This window comes from Streptomyces sp. SID3212 (assembly GCF_009865405.1).
GTDB lineage: Bacteria > Actinomycetota > Actinomycetes > Streptomycetales > Streptomycetaceae > Streptomyces.
Map to the genome: position 1 here is coordinate 1 of NZ_WWJY01001075.1, position 17868 is coordinate 17868.

Here is a 17868-nt window from a genome sequence, read left to right on the forward strand (position 1 = left end):
TTGAGCCGGACGACCGGATTGTCGGTCAGGCGCGCCAGCTCGTCGTACCACTCCACGATCTGGACCCAGTCGGTCTCCCCGGCGGTGGGCGCGTCGGCGTGGAGCGCCGCGACGGCCGCCTGCGCCTGGAACTCGCCCAGCCGGTCGCGGGCGAGCGCCGCCTGGAGGATCCCGACGCCCTCGGCGATCGCCACGGTGTCCCACCGGCCCCGGTCCTGCTCGGCGAGCGGCACCAGGCTGCCGTCCGGCGCGGTCCTGGCGGCGCGCCGGGCGTGGTGGAGCAGCATCAGGGCGAGCAGCCCCGCCACCTCCGGGTGGTCGATCGCGGCCGCGAGCTGCCGGGTCAGCCGGATCGCCTCGGCGGCGAGGTCGACGTCGCCGGAGTAGCCCTCGTTGAACACCAGGTAGAGGACGCGCAGCACGGTCGCGACGTCGCCGGGCCGGTCGAGCCGTACGCCGGAGACGGTCCGCTTGGCCCGGCTGACGCGCTGCGCCATGGTCGCCTCGGGCACCAGGTAGGCCTGGGCGATCTGCCGGGTGGTCAGCCCGCCGACGGCGCGCAGCGTGAGCGCGACCGCGGACGCCGGGGTCAGCGACGGGTGCGCGCACAGGAAGTAGAGCTGGAGCGTGTCGTCGGCCGCGGGCGCCGGTCCGGGTACGGGCTCCTCCTCCACCAGGTCCTCACGCCGGCGGCGGGCCGCGTCCGACCGGGCCGCGTCGAGGAACCGGCGCCAGGCCGCGGTGACCAGCCAGCCCTTCGGGTCGCGCGGTGGGTCGGCGGGCCAGACGCGTACCGCGTCGACCAGCGCGTCCTGTACGGCGTCCTCGGCCGCCGCGAAGTCGGCTCCGCGGCGGACGAGGACCCCGAGCACGCTCGGGGTGAGGCTCCGGAGCAGTGCCTCGTCCACTTCGGTGGTCACTCCGTGACGGTGGGGTGCGCGCCGAGGAACGGACGCAGCTCCAGCCACTCGTGGATCGGCCTGCCGCCGGCCCCGGGGGCGGCCGACAGCTCACCGGCCAGCTCGACGGCCCGCGCGTGACTGTCCACGTCGATCACCATCCACCCGGCGATGACGTCCTTGGTCTCGGCGAACGGGCCGTCGGTGACGGGCGGGCGCCCTTCGCCGTCGTAGCGGACGAAGGTCCCCTCGGGAGAGAGCGCCTGGCTGTCGACGAACTCGCCGGTCGTCTCCAGCCGGGCCGCGAAGTCGTTCATGTACTGGACGTGGGCGGAGATCTCCTCCGGCGTCCACCGCTCCATCGGTACGTCGTTGACCGGTGCGGGGGCGCCTCGGTAGTGCTTGAGCAGCAGGTACTTGGCCATGGTGGTTCTCCTCGGTGCCGGTGCGACTCCATTGTCGTCGCGTTCACCCCGGGGACGGAGCGGACCACGGGTTCTCGACATCGGCCGCCGAGGTTTTTCGGCCGGGTACGAGGTGACGTCGCCGCGCAGGATCGTTTCTGGGGTCCTGTCAAGCGGTAGCCGCGTGTCGGGTGGCGGTTTCTGTCGTTGATGCGAGGGACAGACGGTTATGTCCGGCTTGAGTTCGATCGGACACCAGCGGGGACGTCGTCCCTGGCGAAGGAGGAGCACGATGGGCGTGGAGACACGTGGTTCTGGTCACGCGATGGCGCGGGCCGCTGTGCTGGGCGCGGTCGCCGGGGTGGCGCTGCTTCCGGCCGGCGCCGCGCAGGCGAACGTCGTCGGGATCGGGAACGCCGTGTTCGGCAACACCTGCGTCAACCAGGGCGACGCGCGGGCGGCGGGTGCGACGGTGGGCGGGGCCGGTCTGGGCAGCGGCAACCACGTCGGTCTGCCGCTGGATCTCCCGCGCAACCACTGCGGCAACAGCGGCATCATCTGCACCGCCGTTTTCATGTCCTCGGTGTGAGGGGGCCGGCGAGCGGCGAGGTGTCGGCTGTGCGGTGGGAACGGTGACGGCGGTGGGTCCGGTGACCGCGGGGACAACCACGGGGACGACGGTCGGGGACCGGGCGGCGATCGCGCTGCTGGCCCTGAGCGGGCGGGCGCTGCCCCTCCTGCGGGAGTGGGTGGGCGGGGATCCGGGCTGTGGTGTGGCGCGCGGGTTGCTGACCCTGGCGACGGGCGACCGCATGGCCGACTCCGTACTCAAGGAACAGCTGGCCCTCGCCCACCGGGACGCGCGGACGGCCGGGGAGCGGGAGGCCAGCCTGGTGTACGGGGTGTTCCTCCACACGCACCGGCAGTACCGGCTGACGGCCGATCACCTGGTCACCCACTTCGAGCGGTGGCCGGCCGACGAACTGGCCGGGCTCATGATCGGCGCCTTCTCCGCCTGCGAGGACGCCGCCTACCGGGCCCTCGGGGACACGCTGGTGGAGCGGCAGGCCGCGCTGGCCGGTCCCGACAACTGGCCGTGGACCGGCTGGCTGGCCTCGGCCAGGGCGGAGCAGGGCCGGGTGCGCGAGGCGCACGACCTGGCCGAGCGGGCCCTGGCCCGGTACCCCCGGTCGGGCGTCGCCGTGCACGCCCTCGCGCACGCCGAGCACGAGCTGGGTACGGGCCCCGCGTCGACCGCGTTCCTGGACCGGTGGCTGACGGCGGACCCCGGGGCGGTACAGGTACGGCATCTGAGCTGGCACGCCGCCTTGCAGTCGATCGCGTGCGGCGACTTCGAGGACGCCCGCCGCCGCGCGGACGCGGCACTGCCCCGCCAGGACGTCGGCATGCGGGCGGCGACGAACTGGCGCCTCCTGCTGGTGGGGCAGGAGCCGGCCGGCCGGAGCGATCCGGAGCACGTACGGGAGCTGCTCACCGCGCCGGGCGGGACGGCGGAGGTCTTCCACACGTTCAACCTGGCCCTGGCCCTCGCGGTGGAGGCCGCGACCGACGACCTGGAGCAACTGGCCCGCAGGGCCGCCGCCGACCCGCGCCCCGACTACCGCGACGTCCTGGCCCCCGTGGTCCGGACGCTGGCCGCCCTCACCACGGGCCGTCCCCGGGCGGCGGCCGACGAGCTCGAAGCCCTGGGCGAGAAGGCCGAGCGGATCGGCGGGGTACGGGTGGAGCGGGAGATCGTCCAGGACACGCTGGCCCGGGCCCTCGTGGACGCCGGGGAACACGTCCGGGCAGCGGATCTCCTGCACCACCGCACCAGCACCCGCCGTCACCACGCCTACGAGGACCGCCTCCTGACGGCCCGTACTCCGGCAGCCGCGGCCGGGCCGGGCTGACCGTGCCCTTACCGCCGCCACCCGTACCGTCACCGGTACCGCCGCCCGTACCGCCGTCACCCGTACCGCCGCCCGTACCTCCGTTTCCGCGCCCGCCGTCACCCGTCCGCGCCCGCCGTCACCCGTCCGCGCCCGCCGTCACCCGCCCGCGTCATCGCCGTTCGTACCGCCGTCACTCACGCGGGTGACAACCAGCGTGGTGACCCACCGACCCGGGCGTGGGACGGGCCGGGTGCGGCACGATGCCCGAAACCGACCGGGCTCCCGAGCCGTGTCGGCCGAGCCGTTCATGTGCCGGAGGTATGGCGTGTCCTTGATGAGTCCGCCCGAGTACGGGCCACCCGATCTGCCCGGTCTCGACTTCGATCCGTTCCTGGCCCACGCGCTGGAGCAGGGACCGGCGATGAAGATCCTGCTGCCCCAGGGCGGGGAACTGACCGAGTGCTGGCTCGTCACCCGGTACGACGAGGTCCGGTTCGTGACGTCCGACACCCGCTTCAGCCGGCGCATCACCGGCCGGCCCTTCCCCACCATGAACCGCCACCTCATCCCGATGGGCGCCAGCGTCAGCTTCATCGATCCGCCCGACCACACGCGGATCCGCTCCGTGGTCACCCCGGCCTTCACCGAGGCCCGTATGAAGGCGCTGCGCCCCCGCGTGGAGACGCTGGTGGCCGAGCTGCTGGACGGCCTGGAAGCCGCCGGGCCGCCCACCGACCTCATCGAGGCCGTCGTCGCCCCGTTGCCGCTGACCCTGGTCGGGGAGATCTTCGGCTTCGCCCCGGACGACCTGCCGCGGATCCGGAACTGGGCCCAGGGCATTCTCGTACGCCCTCGCGACGAGGCGGACGTGGCGCGGGTGCGGGCACTGCGCGACGAGGCCGCCGAGTTCTTCGGCGCTGTGATCGAGGACCGCCGCGCCGCGCCGCGCGAGGACCTGATGACGGACGTCGCCCGCGCCGTGGACGAGGAACGGGTCAGCGCCGACGAGGCACTCGCGATGGCCTCCCTCACCGCGCTGAACGGCTGGCACCCGGTGCGCAACAACCTCTCCAACATGGTCTTCGCGCTGCTGCGCCGGCCCCACCTGGCGGAGGCGCTGCGCGCCGGTGACCTCTCCGTACCCCTGCTGGTCGAGGAACTGCTGCGCTGGATCCCCCACAAGAACGGCATCGGGCAGCCCCGGGTGGCGGTCGAGGACGTCACGGTGGGCGAGGTCACCATCCGGGCGGGGGACTTCGTCTACGTCCAGTACTGGGCCGCCAACCGCGACCCCGACGTGTTCGCGTGCCCGGCCGAGATCGACGCCGACCGCCCCGGGCCGAACCACCTCGCCTTCGGCCACGGCCCCCACTACTGCGTGGCACCGCACCTGGCCCGCGTCCAGGCCCACGTGCTGCTGCCGGCGCTCTTCGCCCGTTTCCCCGGCCTGCGTCTGGCGGTGCCGGCCGAAGAGGTCGCCTTCCAGCAGGACGCCCTGATCAGAGGCCCGGTCACCCTCCCCGTCGCCTGGTAGAAGCACCCCGGGGCCCGCCCGCCGCGACCGGCGTGCGGGCCCCGGCGTTTCCCGGTGGGCCGGTCAGCCGGACGTCGCCAGGTTCTTCTCGAACGCGGCCAGGTAGTTCGGCAGGTGGTGGTCCTTGACGGCGTCGGTCTCGGGGGCGAAGAGGTCGGCGCCCAGCCCCTTGGCGCGGTCCAGCAGCCGGGCCTTGAGCGGCATGGTGTCGCGGAGCCTGCCGTCGGCGTCGAAGTAGCGGAGTGTGTCGACGTGGGTGTACGCCGGTTCCGGCGGGAGGTGGGGGACGATGTCGTTGTTGTTGACGAAGCGGTAACACCGGTTCGTGAAGGCCTTGTTGTGCACGCCGGCGAGGAGCCGTTCGCAGGTACGGGGCTGGCCGAACGTGTACACACCGTCGGGCAGGAGCCGTGGCTCCTCCAGGTACCACCGGGTGCCCGCGAGCATCGCGAGGGCCCCGCCGAGGCTGTGGCCGGTGAACCAGACGCTCTGCCCGTTCGTGCGCAACTCGTCGATGGCGTCCCGGATCCCGGGGTAGACGGACTGGAGCGCCTGGTGGAAGCCGTAGTGGACGAAGCCCCTGTTCGCCGGGCCGGGAACCGGTGGGGTGGTGACGTCGGTCAGCCAGTCGTAGATCTTGAGGACCTCGGTGCCGCGGAAACCGGCGACGATCATGCGGTCGCCTGCCATGACGTACGCCTGGGTGTCCTCGATCGGGAACGGCATCCGGTGGCTCGACTCAAAGTGCCGTACCTCGTCGAAGCCCCACGCGGTCGCCTGGGCCTCGACGGCGGCCGGGTCCAGCGTGGCCAGCCCGGCCGCCCGTGCCATCCAGTAGGCGTGTGCGAGGGAGTAGCGGGTGGTCGAGTGGTCCAGGGCGGGGATCGCCATCAGTGTGTCCTCCGGGGAGTGGCGGCTGGTCGCCCAGCAACGTAGTTCCGGAGGAGCCGGGGCGAGGGGGATCGCGCCCACGACCACCCGTACGGACGCAGCGGGGTACGCCCCGACGGCGCTACCGAGCGTCGTTGAACGTCCACACCGCCGTGCTGCCCGGACCGACGACCAGGGTCGACCGGCCGATCCGTTCCTTGTGGCGGTGCTTCACCGCCCGGTTGAGGGACAGTTCGACCCGCTGGAGGCCCGCCTCGTCGCGTGAGGTGGCGGCCAGGTGGATCGTGGTGCCGCCGCGCCGGGCGACGGCTCCGCCGGTTGCCGTGGTCGTGACGTAGAAGCCGCCGGCCCGCAGCAGCGGGACGGTGTCGGCGAGGTCGCCTTCCGTGACGGCGAGGCGGATCGACGTGACGTCGCGCATCGGACGGGTGCGGTAGTCGTCGGACAGGTAACGCTCCCGGCCGACGTCACCGGGGTGGTCGGCCGGTTCGGTGTTGCCGCGCGGATCGGCGAAGTACTCCGGCAGGTACTCCATCGCCCAGGCGCCGAAGGCGTCGTACTGGAGGGTGGTGAAGACGGCGTCGAACCACGGCACCGGGACGCCGTCGCCGAAGTCGCGCGTCTGGCGGAACTCGACGGGCTCGGCGATCCCCTGGTCCTTCAGCCGCTGGACCACCGTCGGCAGGTCACCGGCGCGCTCGGTCGAGATCCCCATCCCGGCGGCGCCGAGGACGCCGTCCTGGCCGGGCAGGTCGCCGACCCCGAAGAGTTCGAGGTAGGTCTCCCGGCCCATCAGATAGCGGCCGGTCCAGGTCTGTCCGTCGGCCCCGGTCGTGGTGCGGATCTGGAAGTTGGCGAAGTCCCGCAGATAACCCGAGTGTTCGACGGCGTCGGCGGTCTCCCGGTCGAGCACCCCGTAGGCGTGGTTGAAGTGGAGCAACTGACGGCCCGTCAGTGGGCGCCTGGTCTCCTCGGTGGCCCGCGCCGTGCCCGTACCACCCCCGACCACCCCGGTGAGGGACAGCGTGAGGGTCGCGGCGAGGACCATGGTCATCCGTAATGTCCGGTGAAGCGGCATGGCAGGAAGCCTAGGCGGGGCGGTCGCTGACCGCCCTCGATTTCCCGGCAAGCTCCGGGACCCTGTACGTACGTGACGGAATGACACTGAAGTGGCCCGTGTGACGGACGGGGCTGCTAGAACCGTGGGAACAGCCGCCGCGTCCGGAGTGTCGGGAGCCACGTTTTGTCGTATGTGCACCACGTCGAGCAGTTCCACGGACTGCCCGCCTACACCTTCTCGCCGTACGTGAACCCCGTGGACCTGCCCGACCCGGCCTCCGTGGCCTGGCGTTTCCAGTGCGGGCAACTGCCCCGCGAGGCCGACCACCGGGGGCGCGCCGAGGTCTACTGGGCGCGCTTCACCGAGTCCGTCGAGCTGGAGAAGGTACGGGCGATGGTCTTCGGCGAGCCCTGGTACGGCGACTCCGGGTACGCGGACGACAACTGGCTGACCGACCTCGCGCCCCGCCTGACCGGACTTGAAGCACTCTTCCTCGGCGACCTGGAGGACGACGAGTCCATGATCTCCTCCCTCTACCTGGAGGACGTCGCGCCCGTTCTGGCGGCGTTCCCCGGCCTGCGGGAGCTGGCCGTACGCGGCGGGGAGGGCCTTAAGTTCCCCGTGACCGGCCATGCGTCACTGCGGGTGCTGCGCGTCCAGTCCGGCGGGCTGCCCCCGGACGCGGCGGCGCAGATCGCCGCCGCCGACCTGCCGTCCCTGGAGCGCCTGGAGTTGTGGCTGGGCCACGACAACTACGGCGGCGGGACGACGGTCGAGCACCTCGCGCCGCTCCTCACCGGGCAGGGCAAGCCCGCCCTGCGCCACCTGGGATTGCAGAACAGCCCGATCCAGGACGAGTTGGCCGCCGCGCTGGCCTCGGCGCCGGTCGTGGCCCGGCTGACGTCGCTGAGCCTGTCGATGGGCGCGCTCGGCGACGAGGGCGCGGAGGCGCTGCTGACCGGCCAACCGCTCACCCACCTGCGGGAGTTGGACCTCTCGCACCACTTCCTCAGCCACGCCATGATGCTGCGCGTCTGGACGGAACTGGAACCGCACGGAGTCCGGGTGAATCTGACGGCCAGTCAAGAACCGGAGGAGGTCGATCCCGAATGGGGCGAGGGGGACGGCCGCTACGTCGCGGTGGACGAATGACCGTAGCCGCCGCGCCCTGACCCCCGTACTCCCTCTCCCCGCCGTCGAAAGGCCCCATCATGTACGACGCCGCCCCCGAGTCCGAGGACCCGGACGACCTGAGGACCGCCAGCCGTGAACTCGACGGTCGCCGGCCCTGGTTGGACCCCGCCGAGCAGGTCCCGTACGGGCACGTGCTGCACGCCGCCGCCGTGCTGGGACACGCTCCCGCCGACGTCGTCGCACGGCTGACCGCCCTGGGCCACACCGACGTGCAGGTCGCCGAAGGCCCCCTGCCCGACCGCGTCGAGCCCGGTGACCTCGTTCTGCTCCGCGACATCACCGCGGAGTACCGCCCCACCTGGCTCGATGTCGCCGAGCCCGTGCCCCTGCGCCAGATAGTCGGAAGGGGCAGCCTGACCGACCGGAGCCCCGCCGACGTCGCACGGCGGCTGACCGCGCTCGGCTACCGGCTCGGTGGCAGGGGCGAGCCGCTGCCTGAGACCCCGGATCGCGGCGACGCCCTGCTGATCACCATGAGCAGCGGCCGCTACCGCGAGTGGGCCGACTGGGGCGACGAGGTGCCCGCGTACCGTGTGAGGGAGGCCGCCTGGGAGACGCGGCGCAGCCTGTACGCGACGGCCACGCGGCTGCTCGCGCTCGGCCTCCGGCTCCCGTACACCCCCGTCCCCTCGGACGAACCGCTCCTCCCGCCCTCGTGGGCCGGCTGGTACTACTCGACGCCGCCCGCCGGGCACATCCTGGACGTCGCGCGGCGGACGGGACGCACCCCGGCGGACGTCGCCGCCCGGCTGACGGAGCTGGGCTGCTCGCCGCCGCCCGTGCCCGACACCCCGGAGGCCGACGACTACGTCATCCTCAGTGAGGAACTCGACGGCCGCGGACCCTGGTTGGCCCAGAACACCGTCGTCGGGCTGTCGATGCGGCACATCCTGCGGGGGGCTCTCGCCACGGGACGCGCCCCCGCCGATGTCGCCGGGCGGCTGGCTGTGATGGGGCACCGGCTGCACGGCAACGCGATCCTGCCCGAGGCCGCGGACGAGGAGGACGTCCGGCTGCTCGCCACCGTCGACCGCTCGTACCTGGACGACGTCCACCTGGAGCATGTCCTGCGCAGCGCGAGCCTGACGGGAAGGAGCCCGGCGGACGTCGCGGCGCGGCTGACCGCCCTCGGGTACCAACTGCCCGACAAGGTGGACTATCCGGAGGTACGGGGTTCCCTGGCCACCGGGTGAGCTTCCGGGGCGGGGAGTCACCCGTGACCCGAGCCCATAGGGTGACCCCCATGTCTGCCACGTTGAGTTCCACAAAAACCGCCGCGGCGCTCCGGAGATCGGCGCGCGTCTCCGTCGAGCTGCTGGCGGTCCTTGTCATGGTCGCGGTGGCGCTGTGGCTCCTGGGCCGGATGTGGCCGGTCGTCTGGCCGCTGGTGGTGGGCCTGTTCCTCACCACGATGACCTGGCCCCTGACCAGTTTCCTGCGCCGGCGCGGGTGGGCCCCCGCGCTCGCCGCGTCGGCGGTGACCGTCCTCTTCCTCCTGGTCTCGCTGGGCATCGTGGCGCTGATCGCGGTGCCGGTGGCGTCCCAGTCCGGCGAGTTGACCGACGGGGTGGTCGACGGCATACAGAAGTTGCGCGAGTGGGCGTCCGGGCCGCCGCTCAACATCGGCGACGACCAGATCGCGGGGGCCTTCGACGCCGCGGTCGCCCGGATCCAGGGCAGTATCGGCAGCACGGTGGGCGCCGTCGTCACCGGCGTGGGGACCGTGTTCAACGGAGTGGTCACCGCCGTCCTGGCGCTCTTCCTGATGTTCTTCTTCCTCAAGGACGGCCCGCGCTTCCTGCCGTGGCTCACCCGTCAGCTTCCCGGCCGGCTCGCCACCGACGTCCCGATCGTGGCCGCGCGCGGATGGGACACCCTGGGCGCGTTCGTACGGTCCCAGGCCCTCATCGGCCTCCTCGACGCCGTGTTCATCGGGCTCGGACTGTGGGTCCTCGACGTGCCGCTGGTGCTTCCGCTGGCGGTGCTGACCTTCGTCTCCGCGTTCGTGCCGATCGTGGGCGCCCTGTTCGCCGGGCTGGTCGCGGTGCTCATCGCGCTGGTGTCGAACGGTCTGATGGACGCGCTGATCGTGCTGGCGATCATCGTCGTGGTCCAGCAGGTGGAGGGCAACGTGCTCCAGCCCATGATCCAGAGTCGCGGGCTCGGCCTGCACGCGGCGGTGGTCCTGCTGGCGGTGACCCTGGGCGGCAGCCTCGCCGGTGTGGTGGGCAGCCTGCTCGCGGTGCCGGCGGCGGCGCTGGTGGCGGTGGTCTGGAACTACCTGCGCGAGCAACTCGCCGACCCGCCGGAGGAGCCGGACTCCGACGACGCGGAAGACGCCACCGTTGTGATGACTTAGGCATTCCGGTGGCCGCCCGGACGGCACACAATCGTACGCATGGCGATCACGGAGACCGTACGGCCCACCCACCACCGTCCGGTGGCCCTCGTGAGGGGGTTCCTGACCGGGGGAGTGACCGGAGCCTCACTGGCCGCACTGGTCGTCGGCGGTGTCATCGAGAACGTCCCGCTGTTCGTCGCGGGTCTGGTCCTGCCCGTCGGGTACGCCCTGCTGCTCTTCCTCGCCGGGCTGCCGCGGCGCCTCCACGAGGCGGCCGGGGGGTCCCGTACGGCTCTCGCGATGATCGAGAGCGCGCACGCCGTCGGAGGCGAAACGGGCGACATACCCGTCCAGTTCGTCCTGACGGTCGCGCCGGACGACGTGCCCGCGTACCGCGTGGAGACCACGGCCGACATCAACCTGGTCGACCTCCCCGACCACCGGCCGGGGGCCGTCGTGGTGGTGGCGTACCGGCCGGACCGGCCCTGGAAGGTACGGCTGGTCGAGCGGCCCGCCCCGGAGTGGAAGCAGCGCGCCGCCGAGGCCCGTATCGACTCCGCGCCCGCGTCCACCCTGGTGAAGGAGCCCCCGGAGGGCTGCGCGTTCGGCTTTCTCCTCCTCGTCGGCCTGCTGCTCGGCGCCGCCGCCGTGATCCTGACGTTCCGCGGCGACCTGTTCGGCGACGACACCTCCGCGCGACCGCCGTCCTCCTCGGGGCCCTCCGCCTCCACGACGTCGTCGTCGACCACCGTCACGTCGTCGGCGGGGCTGGGCACCGTCTCCGTCGGCCCCGGCCAGTCGCTGCTCGACCGGGGTGAACTGTGCCGGGCCGTCGACGTGTTGACCAAGGGCAAGCAGAAGGACGCGCGCCAGGCGCTCACCGTCAGCATCCAGGAGCACCTGATGTCGGTGGTGTTCGCGCCCACGGACACTCCCGTCGTCCGGTTCGACGTGCGTTCCCTGCCGTGTGCGCGCGTCCCCGCCCTGGTCGAGGAGGCCAGGACCACCCTCGGCGTCCGCGCCCCGCGCGGCTGGCAGGTCACCGTCGACCACCTCACCGGCGCCCTCGCGGTGCGGATCACGGTGACCGGGCCCAACGGCACGGCCTCGCTCGACGCGGACGCGCAGGGGAAGGTGACCCGGCGCAGCCCGGCGCGCTGACCGTCACGGCGGCCGGCCGCCGCGCGCACCCCCGGTGACCGGCCCGTCCGTGACACCACGATCCACGAACTCCTCGTGGCGGACCGCCGTCCGCCCCTTCTGTGTGCTGAAATCCGGCTATGGCAGGGATCGGCGCGCTCGCGGGTCCGGGAGCGGGGAAGAGGGAAAGGCGCGGCATGAGGGTGAACCAGCTCGGGCGGAGCGCGGTACGGGTCACGGAACTGGGCTTCGGCGGCGGGCCGTTGGGCGGACTCTTCGCACCGGTGGACGACGCGACCGCGGCAGGAGCGCTGGCTGCGGCCTGGGAGGGCGGCATCCGCTACTTCGACACCTCTCCGCACTACGGCCTCGGGCAGTCCGAGCGCCTCGTCGGCGAGGCCCTCCGGCCCAGGGCCCGGGGGGAGTTCACCCTGTCGACCAAGGTCGGCCGGGTGCTCGTGCCCCAGGACGCGGCAGGGCGTACGGACGAGTCGTTCATGGTCCCCGCGACCCACCGCCGGGTCTGGGACTTCTCCCGCGACGGCATCCTGCGCAGTGTCGAGGACTCCCTCGCCCGCCTGGGCACCGACCGCGTCGACACGCTCTTCCTGCACGACGCGGAACGGCACTTCGAGGCCGCGCTGCGCGAGGGCTGGCCCGCGCTGGCCGAGTTGCGCGCCCAGGGAGTGGTGGGCGCCGTCGGCGCGGGGATGTACGACACCACCCTGCTGACGCGGCTGGTCCGGGAGGCGGACGTGGACGCCGTGATGCTGTCGGGCCACTACACCCTGCTGGCGCACGGCGCGCTGGACGACCTGTTCCCGGCGTGCGCCGACCGGGGTGTGTCCGTCCTCGCGGCCTCCGTCTTCAACTCCGGCCTCCTGGCGACCCACCGCCCGGCCGCCGGGGCACCCTTCGACTACGCGCCGGCCTCACCGGCGCTGCTGCGCCGCACCCACCGGATCGCCGACGTCTGCGAGGCGCACGGAGTGACGCTCCCTCAGGTGGCGATGGCGTTTCCGCTGCGGCATCCGGTGGTGGCGGGCATCGTGGTGGGGATGCGCTCCGCCGACGAGGTACGGAGCAACCTCGCGGCGTTCGGCGCGGAGATCCCCGAACAGGTGTGGTCCGACCTCCGGGCCGAGGGGCTGCTCGACGAGCGCGCGCCGGTCCTGGCCTGAACAGGCCTGCGAGCAGGGGGAGTTGGCCGAGCCCGGACCATTGACCGCCGTCGGCCGAGCGGCCATGCTCGATGGCGCATGCGACTGAACGCGATTCACCCACATGGATACGCGTTCGGTGAGAGCGGTTCCCAGCCCGACCGTTCTCTCCTGAAACCCCCACATCAGGAAAGCAGGTACGGCTCATGAGGTCCAGGAAACCCCGTACGAAACCGAGCGCCCTCGCGGCGGTCGCCGCCGCCCTCGCGGCCACGACGCTGTTCGGCTCACCCGTCCTGTCGAGTCCGGCGGGCGCCGCCACCGCCCGCCAGGAGGCCGGGACCGCTGCCCCGGCGGCTGCCGCCGACACGCCGCCCACGACCCCGGGCACCCCGGCCGTCAGCGGCGTCACCTCCACCGCCGCGAACCTCAGGTGGACCGCGTCCACGGACGACCAGGGCGTGGTGGCGTACGAGATCCGCGGCGGCGGCACCGTACTGAAAACCCTGACGGGCACCCCGCCCGCCACCTCGACCACGCTGACCGGGCTCGCCTGCAACGCGCCCTTCACCCTGTCCGTCGTCGCGAAGGACGCGGCGGGCAACGCCTCGCCCGCGAGCGGATCGGTGTCCTTCTCGACCACCGCCTGCCAGGCCGACGGCGGTGTCCCCGGCACCCCCACCGCCCTCTCCAGCGGCTGGTCGGTCCCCTGGGGCACGGACTGGCTGCCGGACGGCACGTCCGCGCTGGTCACCGAGCGGGACACCTTCAAGGTCTTCAAGGTCACCCCGGCCGGCGCCAGGACCGAGGTCGGCACCGTGCCCAACACGGTCACCACCGGCGGCGAAGGCGGCCTGCTCGGCGTCGCCGTCGACCCGAACTGGGCCGCCAACCGGTACGTCTACTTCATGCACACCGCCTCCGAGGGCAACCGCGTCGCGCGCATGACGTACAACGGCACCACCCTCACCGGCTACACCGTCCTGCTCCAGGGCATCCGGAAGAACCGCTACCACAACGGCGGACGGCTGCTGTTCGGCCCCGACGGCTTCCTCTACGCCTCCACCGGCGACGCCCAGCAGCCCGCCCTCGCGCAGGACAGGAACTCCCTCAACGGCAAGATCCTGCGCCTGACCACCACCGGCGCGGCGGCTCCCGGCAACCCGTTCGGCTCGTACGTCTACAGCTACGGCCACCGCAACCCGCAGGGCATGGCCTTCGACCGCAACGGCCGCCTCTGGGCCTCCGAGTTCGGCGAGTCCACCACCGACGAACTCAACCTGATCAAGTCCGGCAACAACTACGGGTGGCCGACCTGCGAGGGCACCTGCAACGTCGCCGGCACGACCAACCCGAAGAAGACCTGGAGCACCGCCGAGGCCTCGCCCAGCGGCATCACGATCGTCCGCAACGTCCTCTACATGGCCTCGCTGCGCGGCGAGCGGCTGTGGCGGGTTCCGATCACGGGTGACACGGAGAACGTCGGCACCGCCACGGCGTACTACATCGGCACGTACGGACGGCTGCGGACCGTCCTGAAGGTCCCGGGCGCCGACCAGGTGTGGCTCGCCACCACCAACGCCGACGCGAACGGGGGAGAAGGGCCCGGCTCGGACAGGATCTTCCGCGTCACGATCGGCTGACCGGTCGATCGTCGGCCGCCGATGGCCGACCGGTCGACCCGTACAGCACGAAGGCGGTACCGGACGAATCCGGTACCGCCTTCTGGTGCGATGTCGGTCAGGCTGCTGTGATGTTCAGCCAGGACGACGGGGTTCGCGTCAGGCGACGACCTTGCCCTCGCGCAGCTTGGCGATGGCGTCCTCGTCGTACCCGAGGCTCGCGAGCACCTCGTCCGTGTGCTCACCGAGCAGCGGCGCGCCCTGGATGTCGGGCTTGAAGCCGGAGAACTTGACCGGGCTGCCCACGGTCAGGTACTTGCCGCGCAGCTTCTGGTCGACCTCGACGATGGTGCCGCTCTTGCGCATGTCGGGGTCCTCCGACAGCTCCTTCATGCTGAGCACGGGAGCGGTGGGCACCTCCCACTTGCGCAGGATGTCGACGGCCTCGTACTTGGTCTTGTCGGACAGCCACTTCTCGATCTCCTCGAAGATCTCGAAGATGTGCGGCTGACGGGCCTTGGCCGTGTTGTACTCCGGGTCCTCGACCCACTCGGGCCGGCCGATGGCCTCGGCGGTCCGCTTCCAGTTCTGCTCCTGGATCGTGAAGTAGATGTAGGCGTTGGGGTCGGTCTCCCAGCCCTTGCACTTCAGGATCCAGCCCGGCTGGCCGCCGCCGCCCGCGTTGCCGCCGCGCGGCACCGTGTCGCCGAACTCCGTCGCCGGGTACTGGGGGTACTCCTCCAGGTAGCCGACCTTCTCCAGGCGCTGCTGGTCACGGAGCTTGACGCGGGTCAGGTTGAGTACGGCGTCCTGCATGGACACCGAGACCTTCTGGCCGACACCGGTCTGGTCGCGCTGGATGATCGCGGTGAGCAGGCCGATCAGCAGGTGCATGCCGGTGTTGCTGTCACCGAGGGCCGAACCGCTGATGGTCGGCGGGCCGTCCCAGAAACCGGTCGTGGAGGCGGCGCCACCGGCGGCCTGCGCGACGTTCTCGTACACCTTCAGGTCGGACCACGACGAGTCGTCGTTGAAGCCCTTGACCGAACCGAAGATCAGGCGGGGGTTGAGCTCGTGGATGTAGTCCCAGCCGAGACCCATGCGGTCCAGGGCGCCCGGGGCGAAGTTCTCGACGAGGATGTCCGACTCGCGGATGAGCTTCTCCATGACCTCCTTGCCCTCAGCGGTCTTGGTGTTGATCGCCAGCGAACGCTTGTTGCTGTTCAGCATGGTGAAGTAGAGCGCGTCGAGTTCCGGGATGTCGCGCAGCTGACCGCGGGTCACGTCGCCGCCCTGGGGGCGCTCGACCTTGATGACGTCAGCTCCGAACCAGGCGAGCATCTGGGTACACGCGGGCCCGGCCTGGACCCCGGTGAAGTCGATCACCTTGATTCCGGCGAGCGGCTTTTCACTCATGTTTGCTTCCTTCTGTGTCATGAACTCGGTGCGGTGGGCAGTGCGGTGCGGTGGCTGTGGTGTCCTCGCCGGCTACTTCTTCGCCGGCGTGATGTTGCCGACGGTGATGCCCTTGGGGTTGAGGTGCGCGATGTGGCCGCTCTCGGTGCCGGCCGAGGGGTCGATCTCGCAGTCGATGAGCGCCGGGCCGCCGGAGGCGATCGCCTCGGTGAGCGCGGCGGCGACCTCGGCGGGGGTGGTGGCGCGGTAGCCCTTGCCGCCGAACGCCTCGATCATCTTGTCGTGGCGCGCCCCGAGCATCAGGGTCGTCGGCGAGGGATCGGTCTCCAGCGGGTTGACGTCGTCACCGCGGTACACACCGCCGTTGTTCATGATGACGGTGACGATGGGCAGCTGGTAGCGGCAGATCGTCTCCAGCTCCATCCCGCTGAACCCGAAGGCGCTGTCGCCCTCCACGGCCACGACCGGCTGGCCGCTCTCCACGGCCGCGGCGATCGCGTACCCCATGCCGATGCCCATGACGCCCCACGTACCGCTGTCGAGGCGGTGACGCGGCACGTGCATGTCGATCACGTTGCGTGCGATGTCCAGCGCGTTGGCGCCCTCGTTGACGAGGTACGCCTCGGGGTTGGCGTGCAGGACGTCCCGTACGGCCTTCAGGGCGCCCATGAACTGCATCGGCGACGGGTCGGCCTTCAGGCGCTCGGCCATCTTCGCGACGTTGGTCGCCGACCGCGCCGCGAGCTCCTCGCGCCAGGCGGCGGGGGCCGCGATCTGGCCCGGCTTGGTGCGCTCGGCGATCGCGTCGAGCACCGACTCGATGTCACCGACCAGCGGGGCGGCGATGGGCTGGTTGCTGTCCAGCTCCTTGGGCTCGATGTCCACCTGGACGAACTTCGCGTCCGGGTTCCACTGCGGCGCCTCGCCGTGGTTCAGCAGCCAGTTGAGGCGCGCGCCGACGAGCACCACGACGTCGGCCTTCTTCAGCGCCAGCGAACGGGCGGTGGCGGCGGACTGCGCGTGGTTGTCGGGCAGCAGGCCCTTCGCCATCGACATCGGTACGTACGGGATGCCCGTCGACTCGATGAAGGAGCGGATCTTGTCGTCCGCCTGCGCGTACGCGGCGCCCTTGCCGAGGACCACGAGCGGGCGCTCCGCGTTCGCGAGCAGCTCGATCGCGCGGTCCACCGCCTCGGGCGCGGGCAGCTGGCGCGGCGCGGGGTCGACGAGGCGGCTCAGCGTCTTGTCGCCCGCCTCCTTGTCCATGATGGACCCGAGCACCGCGGCGGGGATGTCGAGGTAAACACCGCCGGGGCGCCCGGAGATCGCGGTGCGCAGGGCGCGGGCGATCCCGCGCCCGATGTCCTCCACGCGGCTCACGCGGTACGCGGCCTTGACGAACGGCTGCGCGGCGGCCAGCTGGTCCATCTCCTCGTAGTCGCCCTGCTTGAGGTCGACGAGGTGGCGCTCGCTGGAACCCGATATCTGCACCATCGGGAAACAGTTGGTGGTGGCGTTCGCCAGCGCGACGAGCCCGTTGAGGAAGCCCGGCGCGGACACCGTGAGGGCCACACCGGGCTTCTTCGTGAGGTAACCGGCCGCGGCCGCCGCGTGTCCGGCGTTGCTCTCGTGGCGGAAGCCGATGTAGCGGATGCCGCGCGCCTGCGCGAGCCGGGCCAGGTCGGTGATCGGGATGCCGACGACCCCGTAGATCGTGTCGATGTCGTTCAGCTTGAGCGCGTCGACGACCAAGTGGTACCCGTCGGTGAGCTCGTCCCGAGCGTCGGCGGTCGCCGCTGTCTCCGGTGCGGAAGGGGCGGTCATGGTCCGGGGTCCTCCTTGGGCAGGCATGCCTGTTCGGCTTCTCATCACACCTTCGGCAGCGGGGGACGTCCCGTCCAACACCTATCGGCGACCAGCCGATAAACAGCATTTATCGATGCCCCCTACAGGCGGGTCGGCACGGCCTCCGCCTGGCTTGATAGACCCGCGCTATCAGCTGTTCGCCATCGCGTATTGGACGGGCACCCCGCGCCCGCGCACGCTCGCTACTTGACGTCTTCAAACAGGCCTGGTGCGAGGAGGAGGTGGTCATGGCGGTTCCGACCGCAGCATCCGTGCGCGACGAGAACCGGTATCGGCCCCCAACGATCACAGGACTCACAGATCTCCTCGACCGGCAGGTACGTGACCGGCCCCGGGCCCGGGCGCTCGTTGCCGGCCCGGACCGGGTGCCCCTGTCGTACGGCGCCCTCGCGTCCCTCGCCGACGACGTCGCCGCGGGCCTGGGCGCCACCGGGCTGCGCCGGGGG

At 71.7% G+C, this 17868-nt stretch carries 15 protein-coding genes and 1 pseudogene; 10 read left to right on the forward strand and 6 right to left on the reverse strand.

Annotation, left to right across the window (positions count from 1 at the left end; all coding sequences use genetic code 11):
• Together GT042_RS31820 and GT042_RS31825 are read right to left on the reverse strand one after the other, a co-directional pair.
• The coding region (locus tag GT042_RS31820; protein WP_161312174.1) for a DUF6596 domain-containing protein at positions 1-908 on the reverse strand (908 nt) is incomplete at its 3' end.
• Between the two features lie 8 nt (positions 909-916).
• A complete protein-coding gene (locus GT042_RS31825) occupies positions 917-1324 on the reverse strand; it encodes a YciI family protein (RefSeq protein ID WP_161312160.1) in 408 nt (135 codons plus the stop codon).
• 271 nt (positions 1325-1595) lie between these two features.
• On the opposite strand from GT042_RS31825, the gene GT042_RS31830 reads away from it, so the two are divergent.
• The 3 genes from GT042_RS31830 (at position 1596) to GT042_RS31840 (ending at position 4732) form a co-directional block, all read left to right on the forward strand.
• Entirely contained in the window at positions 1596-1892 is a 297-nt protein-coding gene (locus GT042_RS31830) for a chaplin family protein (protein WP_161312161.1), read from the forward strand.
• A gap of 61 nt (positions 1893-1953) precedes the next feature.
• Positions 1954-3216, forward strand: coding sequence for a hypothetical protein (locus GT042_RS31835; protein WP_161312162.1), 1263 nt, complete (start codon positions 1954-1956; stop codon positions 3214-3216).
• Positions 3217-3532: 316 nt separating this feature from the next.
• The gene (locus GT042_RS31840; protein WP_161312163.1) at positions 3533-4732 is read left to right on the forward strand and encodes a cytochrome P450; all 1200 of its coding nucleotides are present in this window, start codon (positions 3533-3535) and stop codon (positions 4730-4732) included.
• Positions 4733-4795: 63 nt separating this feature from the next.
• Here the strand turns inward: GT042_RS31840 and GT042_RS31845 are convergent, their stop codons facing one another.
• Together GT042_RS31845 and GT042_RS31850 are read right to left on the reverse strand one after the other, a co-directional pair.
• Positions 4796-5623, reverse strand: coding sequence for a lipase family protein (locus GT042_RS31845; RefSeq protein WP_161312164.1), 828 nt, complete (start codon positions 5621-5623; stop codon positions 4796-4798).
• 121 nt (positions 5624-5744) lie between these two features.
• Entirely contained in the window at positions 5745-6677 is a 933-nt protein-coding gene (locus tag GT042_RS31850) for a DUF5829 family protein (RefSeq protein ID WP_161312165.1), read from the reverse strand.
• 198 nt (positions 6678-6875) lie between these two features.
• Between GT042_RS31850 and GT042_RS31855 the strand changes: the two genes are divergently transcribed.
• The 6 genes from GT042_RS31855 to GT042_RS31880 all read left to right on the forward strand — a co-directional run bounded on the left by GT042_RS31855 (position 6876) and on the right by GT042_RS31880 (position 14161).
• Positions 6876-7835, forward strand: coding sequence for an STM4015 family protein (locus tag GT042_RS31855; protein ID WP_345944002.1), 960 nt, complete (start codon positions 6876-6878; stop codon positions 7833-7835).
• 59 nt (positions 7836-7894) lie between these two features.
• Positions 7895-9070 carry a hypothetical protein gene (locus GT042_RS31860; protein ID WP_161312167.1) on the forward strand — a complete coding sequence of 392 codons (1176 nt, stop codon included), beginning with the start codon at positions 7895-7897 and terminating at the stop codon, positions 9068-9070.
• Between the two features lie 50 nt (positions 9071-9120).
• Positions 9121-10236 (forward strand): AI-2E family transporter, encoded by a 1116-nt coding sequence (locus GT042_RS31865; protein ID WP_161312168.1) that lies wholly within the window; start codon positions 9121-9123, stop codon positions 10234-10236.
• A 39-nt stretch (positions 10237-10275) separates the two neighbouring features.
• Positions 10276-11379: a hypothetical protein gene (locus tag GT042_RS31870; protein WP_161312169.1), complete on the forward strand. Its 1104-nt coding sequence runs from the start codon at positions 10276-10278 to the stop codon at positions 11377-11379.
• A gap of 176 nt (positions 11380-11555) precedes the next feature.
• Positions 11556-12539 (forward strand): aldo/keto reductase, encoded by a 984-nt coding sequence (locus GT042_RS31875; protein WP_161312170.1) that lies wholly within the window; start codon positions 11556-11558, stop codon positions 12537-12539.
• Between the two features lie 185 nt (positions 12540-12724).
• A complete protein-coding gene (locus GT042_RS31880) occupies positions 12725-14161 on the forward strand; it encodes a PQQ-dependent sugar dehydrogenase (protein WP_161312171.1) in 1437 nt (478 codons plus the stop codon).
• 138 nt (positions 14162-14299) lie between these two features.
• Here the strand turns inward: GT042_RS31880 and frc are convergent, their stop codons facing one another.
• The gene (gene frc / locus GT042_RS31885) at positions 14300-15556 is read right to left on the reverse strand and encodes a formyl-CoA transferase (protein ID WP_161312172.1); all 1257 of its coding nucleotides are present in this window, start codon (positions 15554-15556) and stop codon (positions 14300-14302) included.
• A 72-nt stretch (positions 15557-15628) separates the two neighbouring features.
• Positions 15629-17380, reverse strand: a complete 1752-nt coding sequence (gene oxc, locus GT042_RS31890) for an oxalyl-CoA decarboxylase (protein WP_161312173.1) — start codon at positions 17378-17380, stop codon at positions 15629-15631.
• Between the two features lie 269 nt (positions 17381-17649).
• Here oxc and GT042_RS31895 point away from each other — a divergent pair.
• Positions 17650-17868 (forward strand): annotated as a pseudogene (locus GT042_RS31895) (fatty acid--CoA ligase family protein); the annotation flags it as partial.

Coding starts and splice junctions, on each gene's coding strand:
- GT042_RS31850 (WP_161312165.1), bottom strand. CDS start 6,677: ATGACCATGGTCCTCGCCGCGACCCTCACGCTGTCCCTCACCGGGGTG.
- GT042_RS31825 (WP_161312160.1), bottom strand. CDS start 1,324: ATGGCCAAGTACCTGCTGCTCAAGCACTACCGAGGCGCCCCCGCACCG.
- GT042_RS31840 (WP_161312163.1), top strand. CDS start 3,533: ATGAGTCCGCCCGAGTACGGGCCACCCGATCTGCCCGGTCTCGACTTC.
- GT042_RS31830 (WP_161312161.1), top strand. CDS start 1,596: ATGGGCGTGGAGACACGTGGTTCTGGTCACGCGATGGCGCGGGCCGCT.
- GT042_RS31860 (WP_161312167.1), top strand. CDS start 7,895: ATGTACGACGCCGCCCCCGAGTCCGAGGACCCGGACGACCTGAGGACC.
- frc (WP_161312172.1), bottom strand. CDS start 15,556: ATGAGTGAAAAGCCGCTCGCCGGAATCAAGGTGATCGACTTCACCGGG.
- GT042_RS31865 (WP_161312168.1), top strand. CDS start 9,121: ATGTCTGCCACGTTGAGTTCCACAAAAACCGCCGCGGCGCTCCGGAGA.
- GT042_RS31870 (WP_161312169.1), top strand. CDS start 10,276: ATGGCGATCACGGAGACCGTACGGCCCACCCACCACCGTCCGGTGGCC.
- GT042_RS31875 (WP_161312170.1), top strand. CDS start 11,556: ATGAGGGTGAACCAGCTCGGGCGGAGCGCGGTACGGGTCACGGAACTG.
- GT042_RS31880 (WP_161312171.1), top strand. CDS start 12,725: ATGAGGTCCAGGAAACCCCGTACGAAACCGAGCGCCCTCGCGGCGGTC.
- oxc (WP_161312173.1), bottom strand. CDS start 17,380: ATGACCGCCCCTTCCGCACCGGAGACAGCGGCGACCGCCGACGCTCGG.
- GT042_RS31845 (WP_161312164.1), bottom strand. CDS start 5,623: ATGGCGATCCCCGCCCTGGACCACTCGACCACCCGCTACTCCCTCGCA.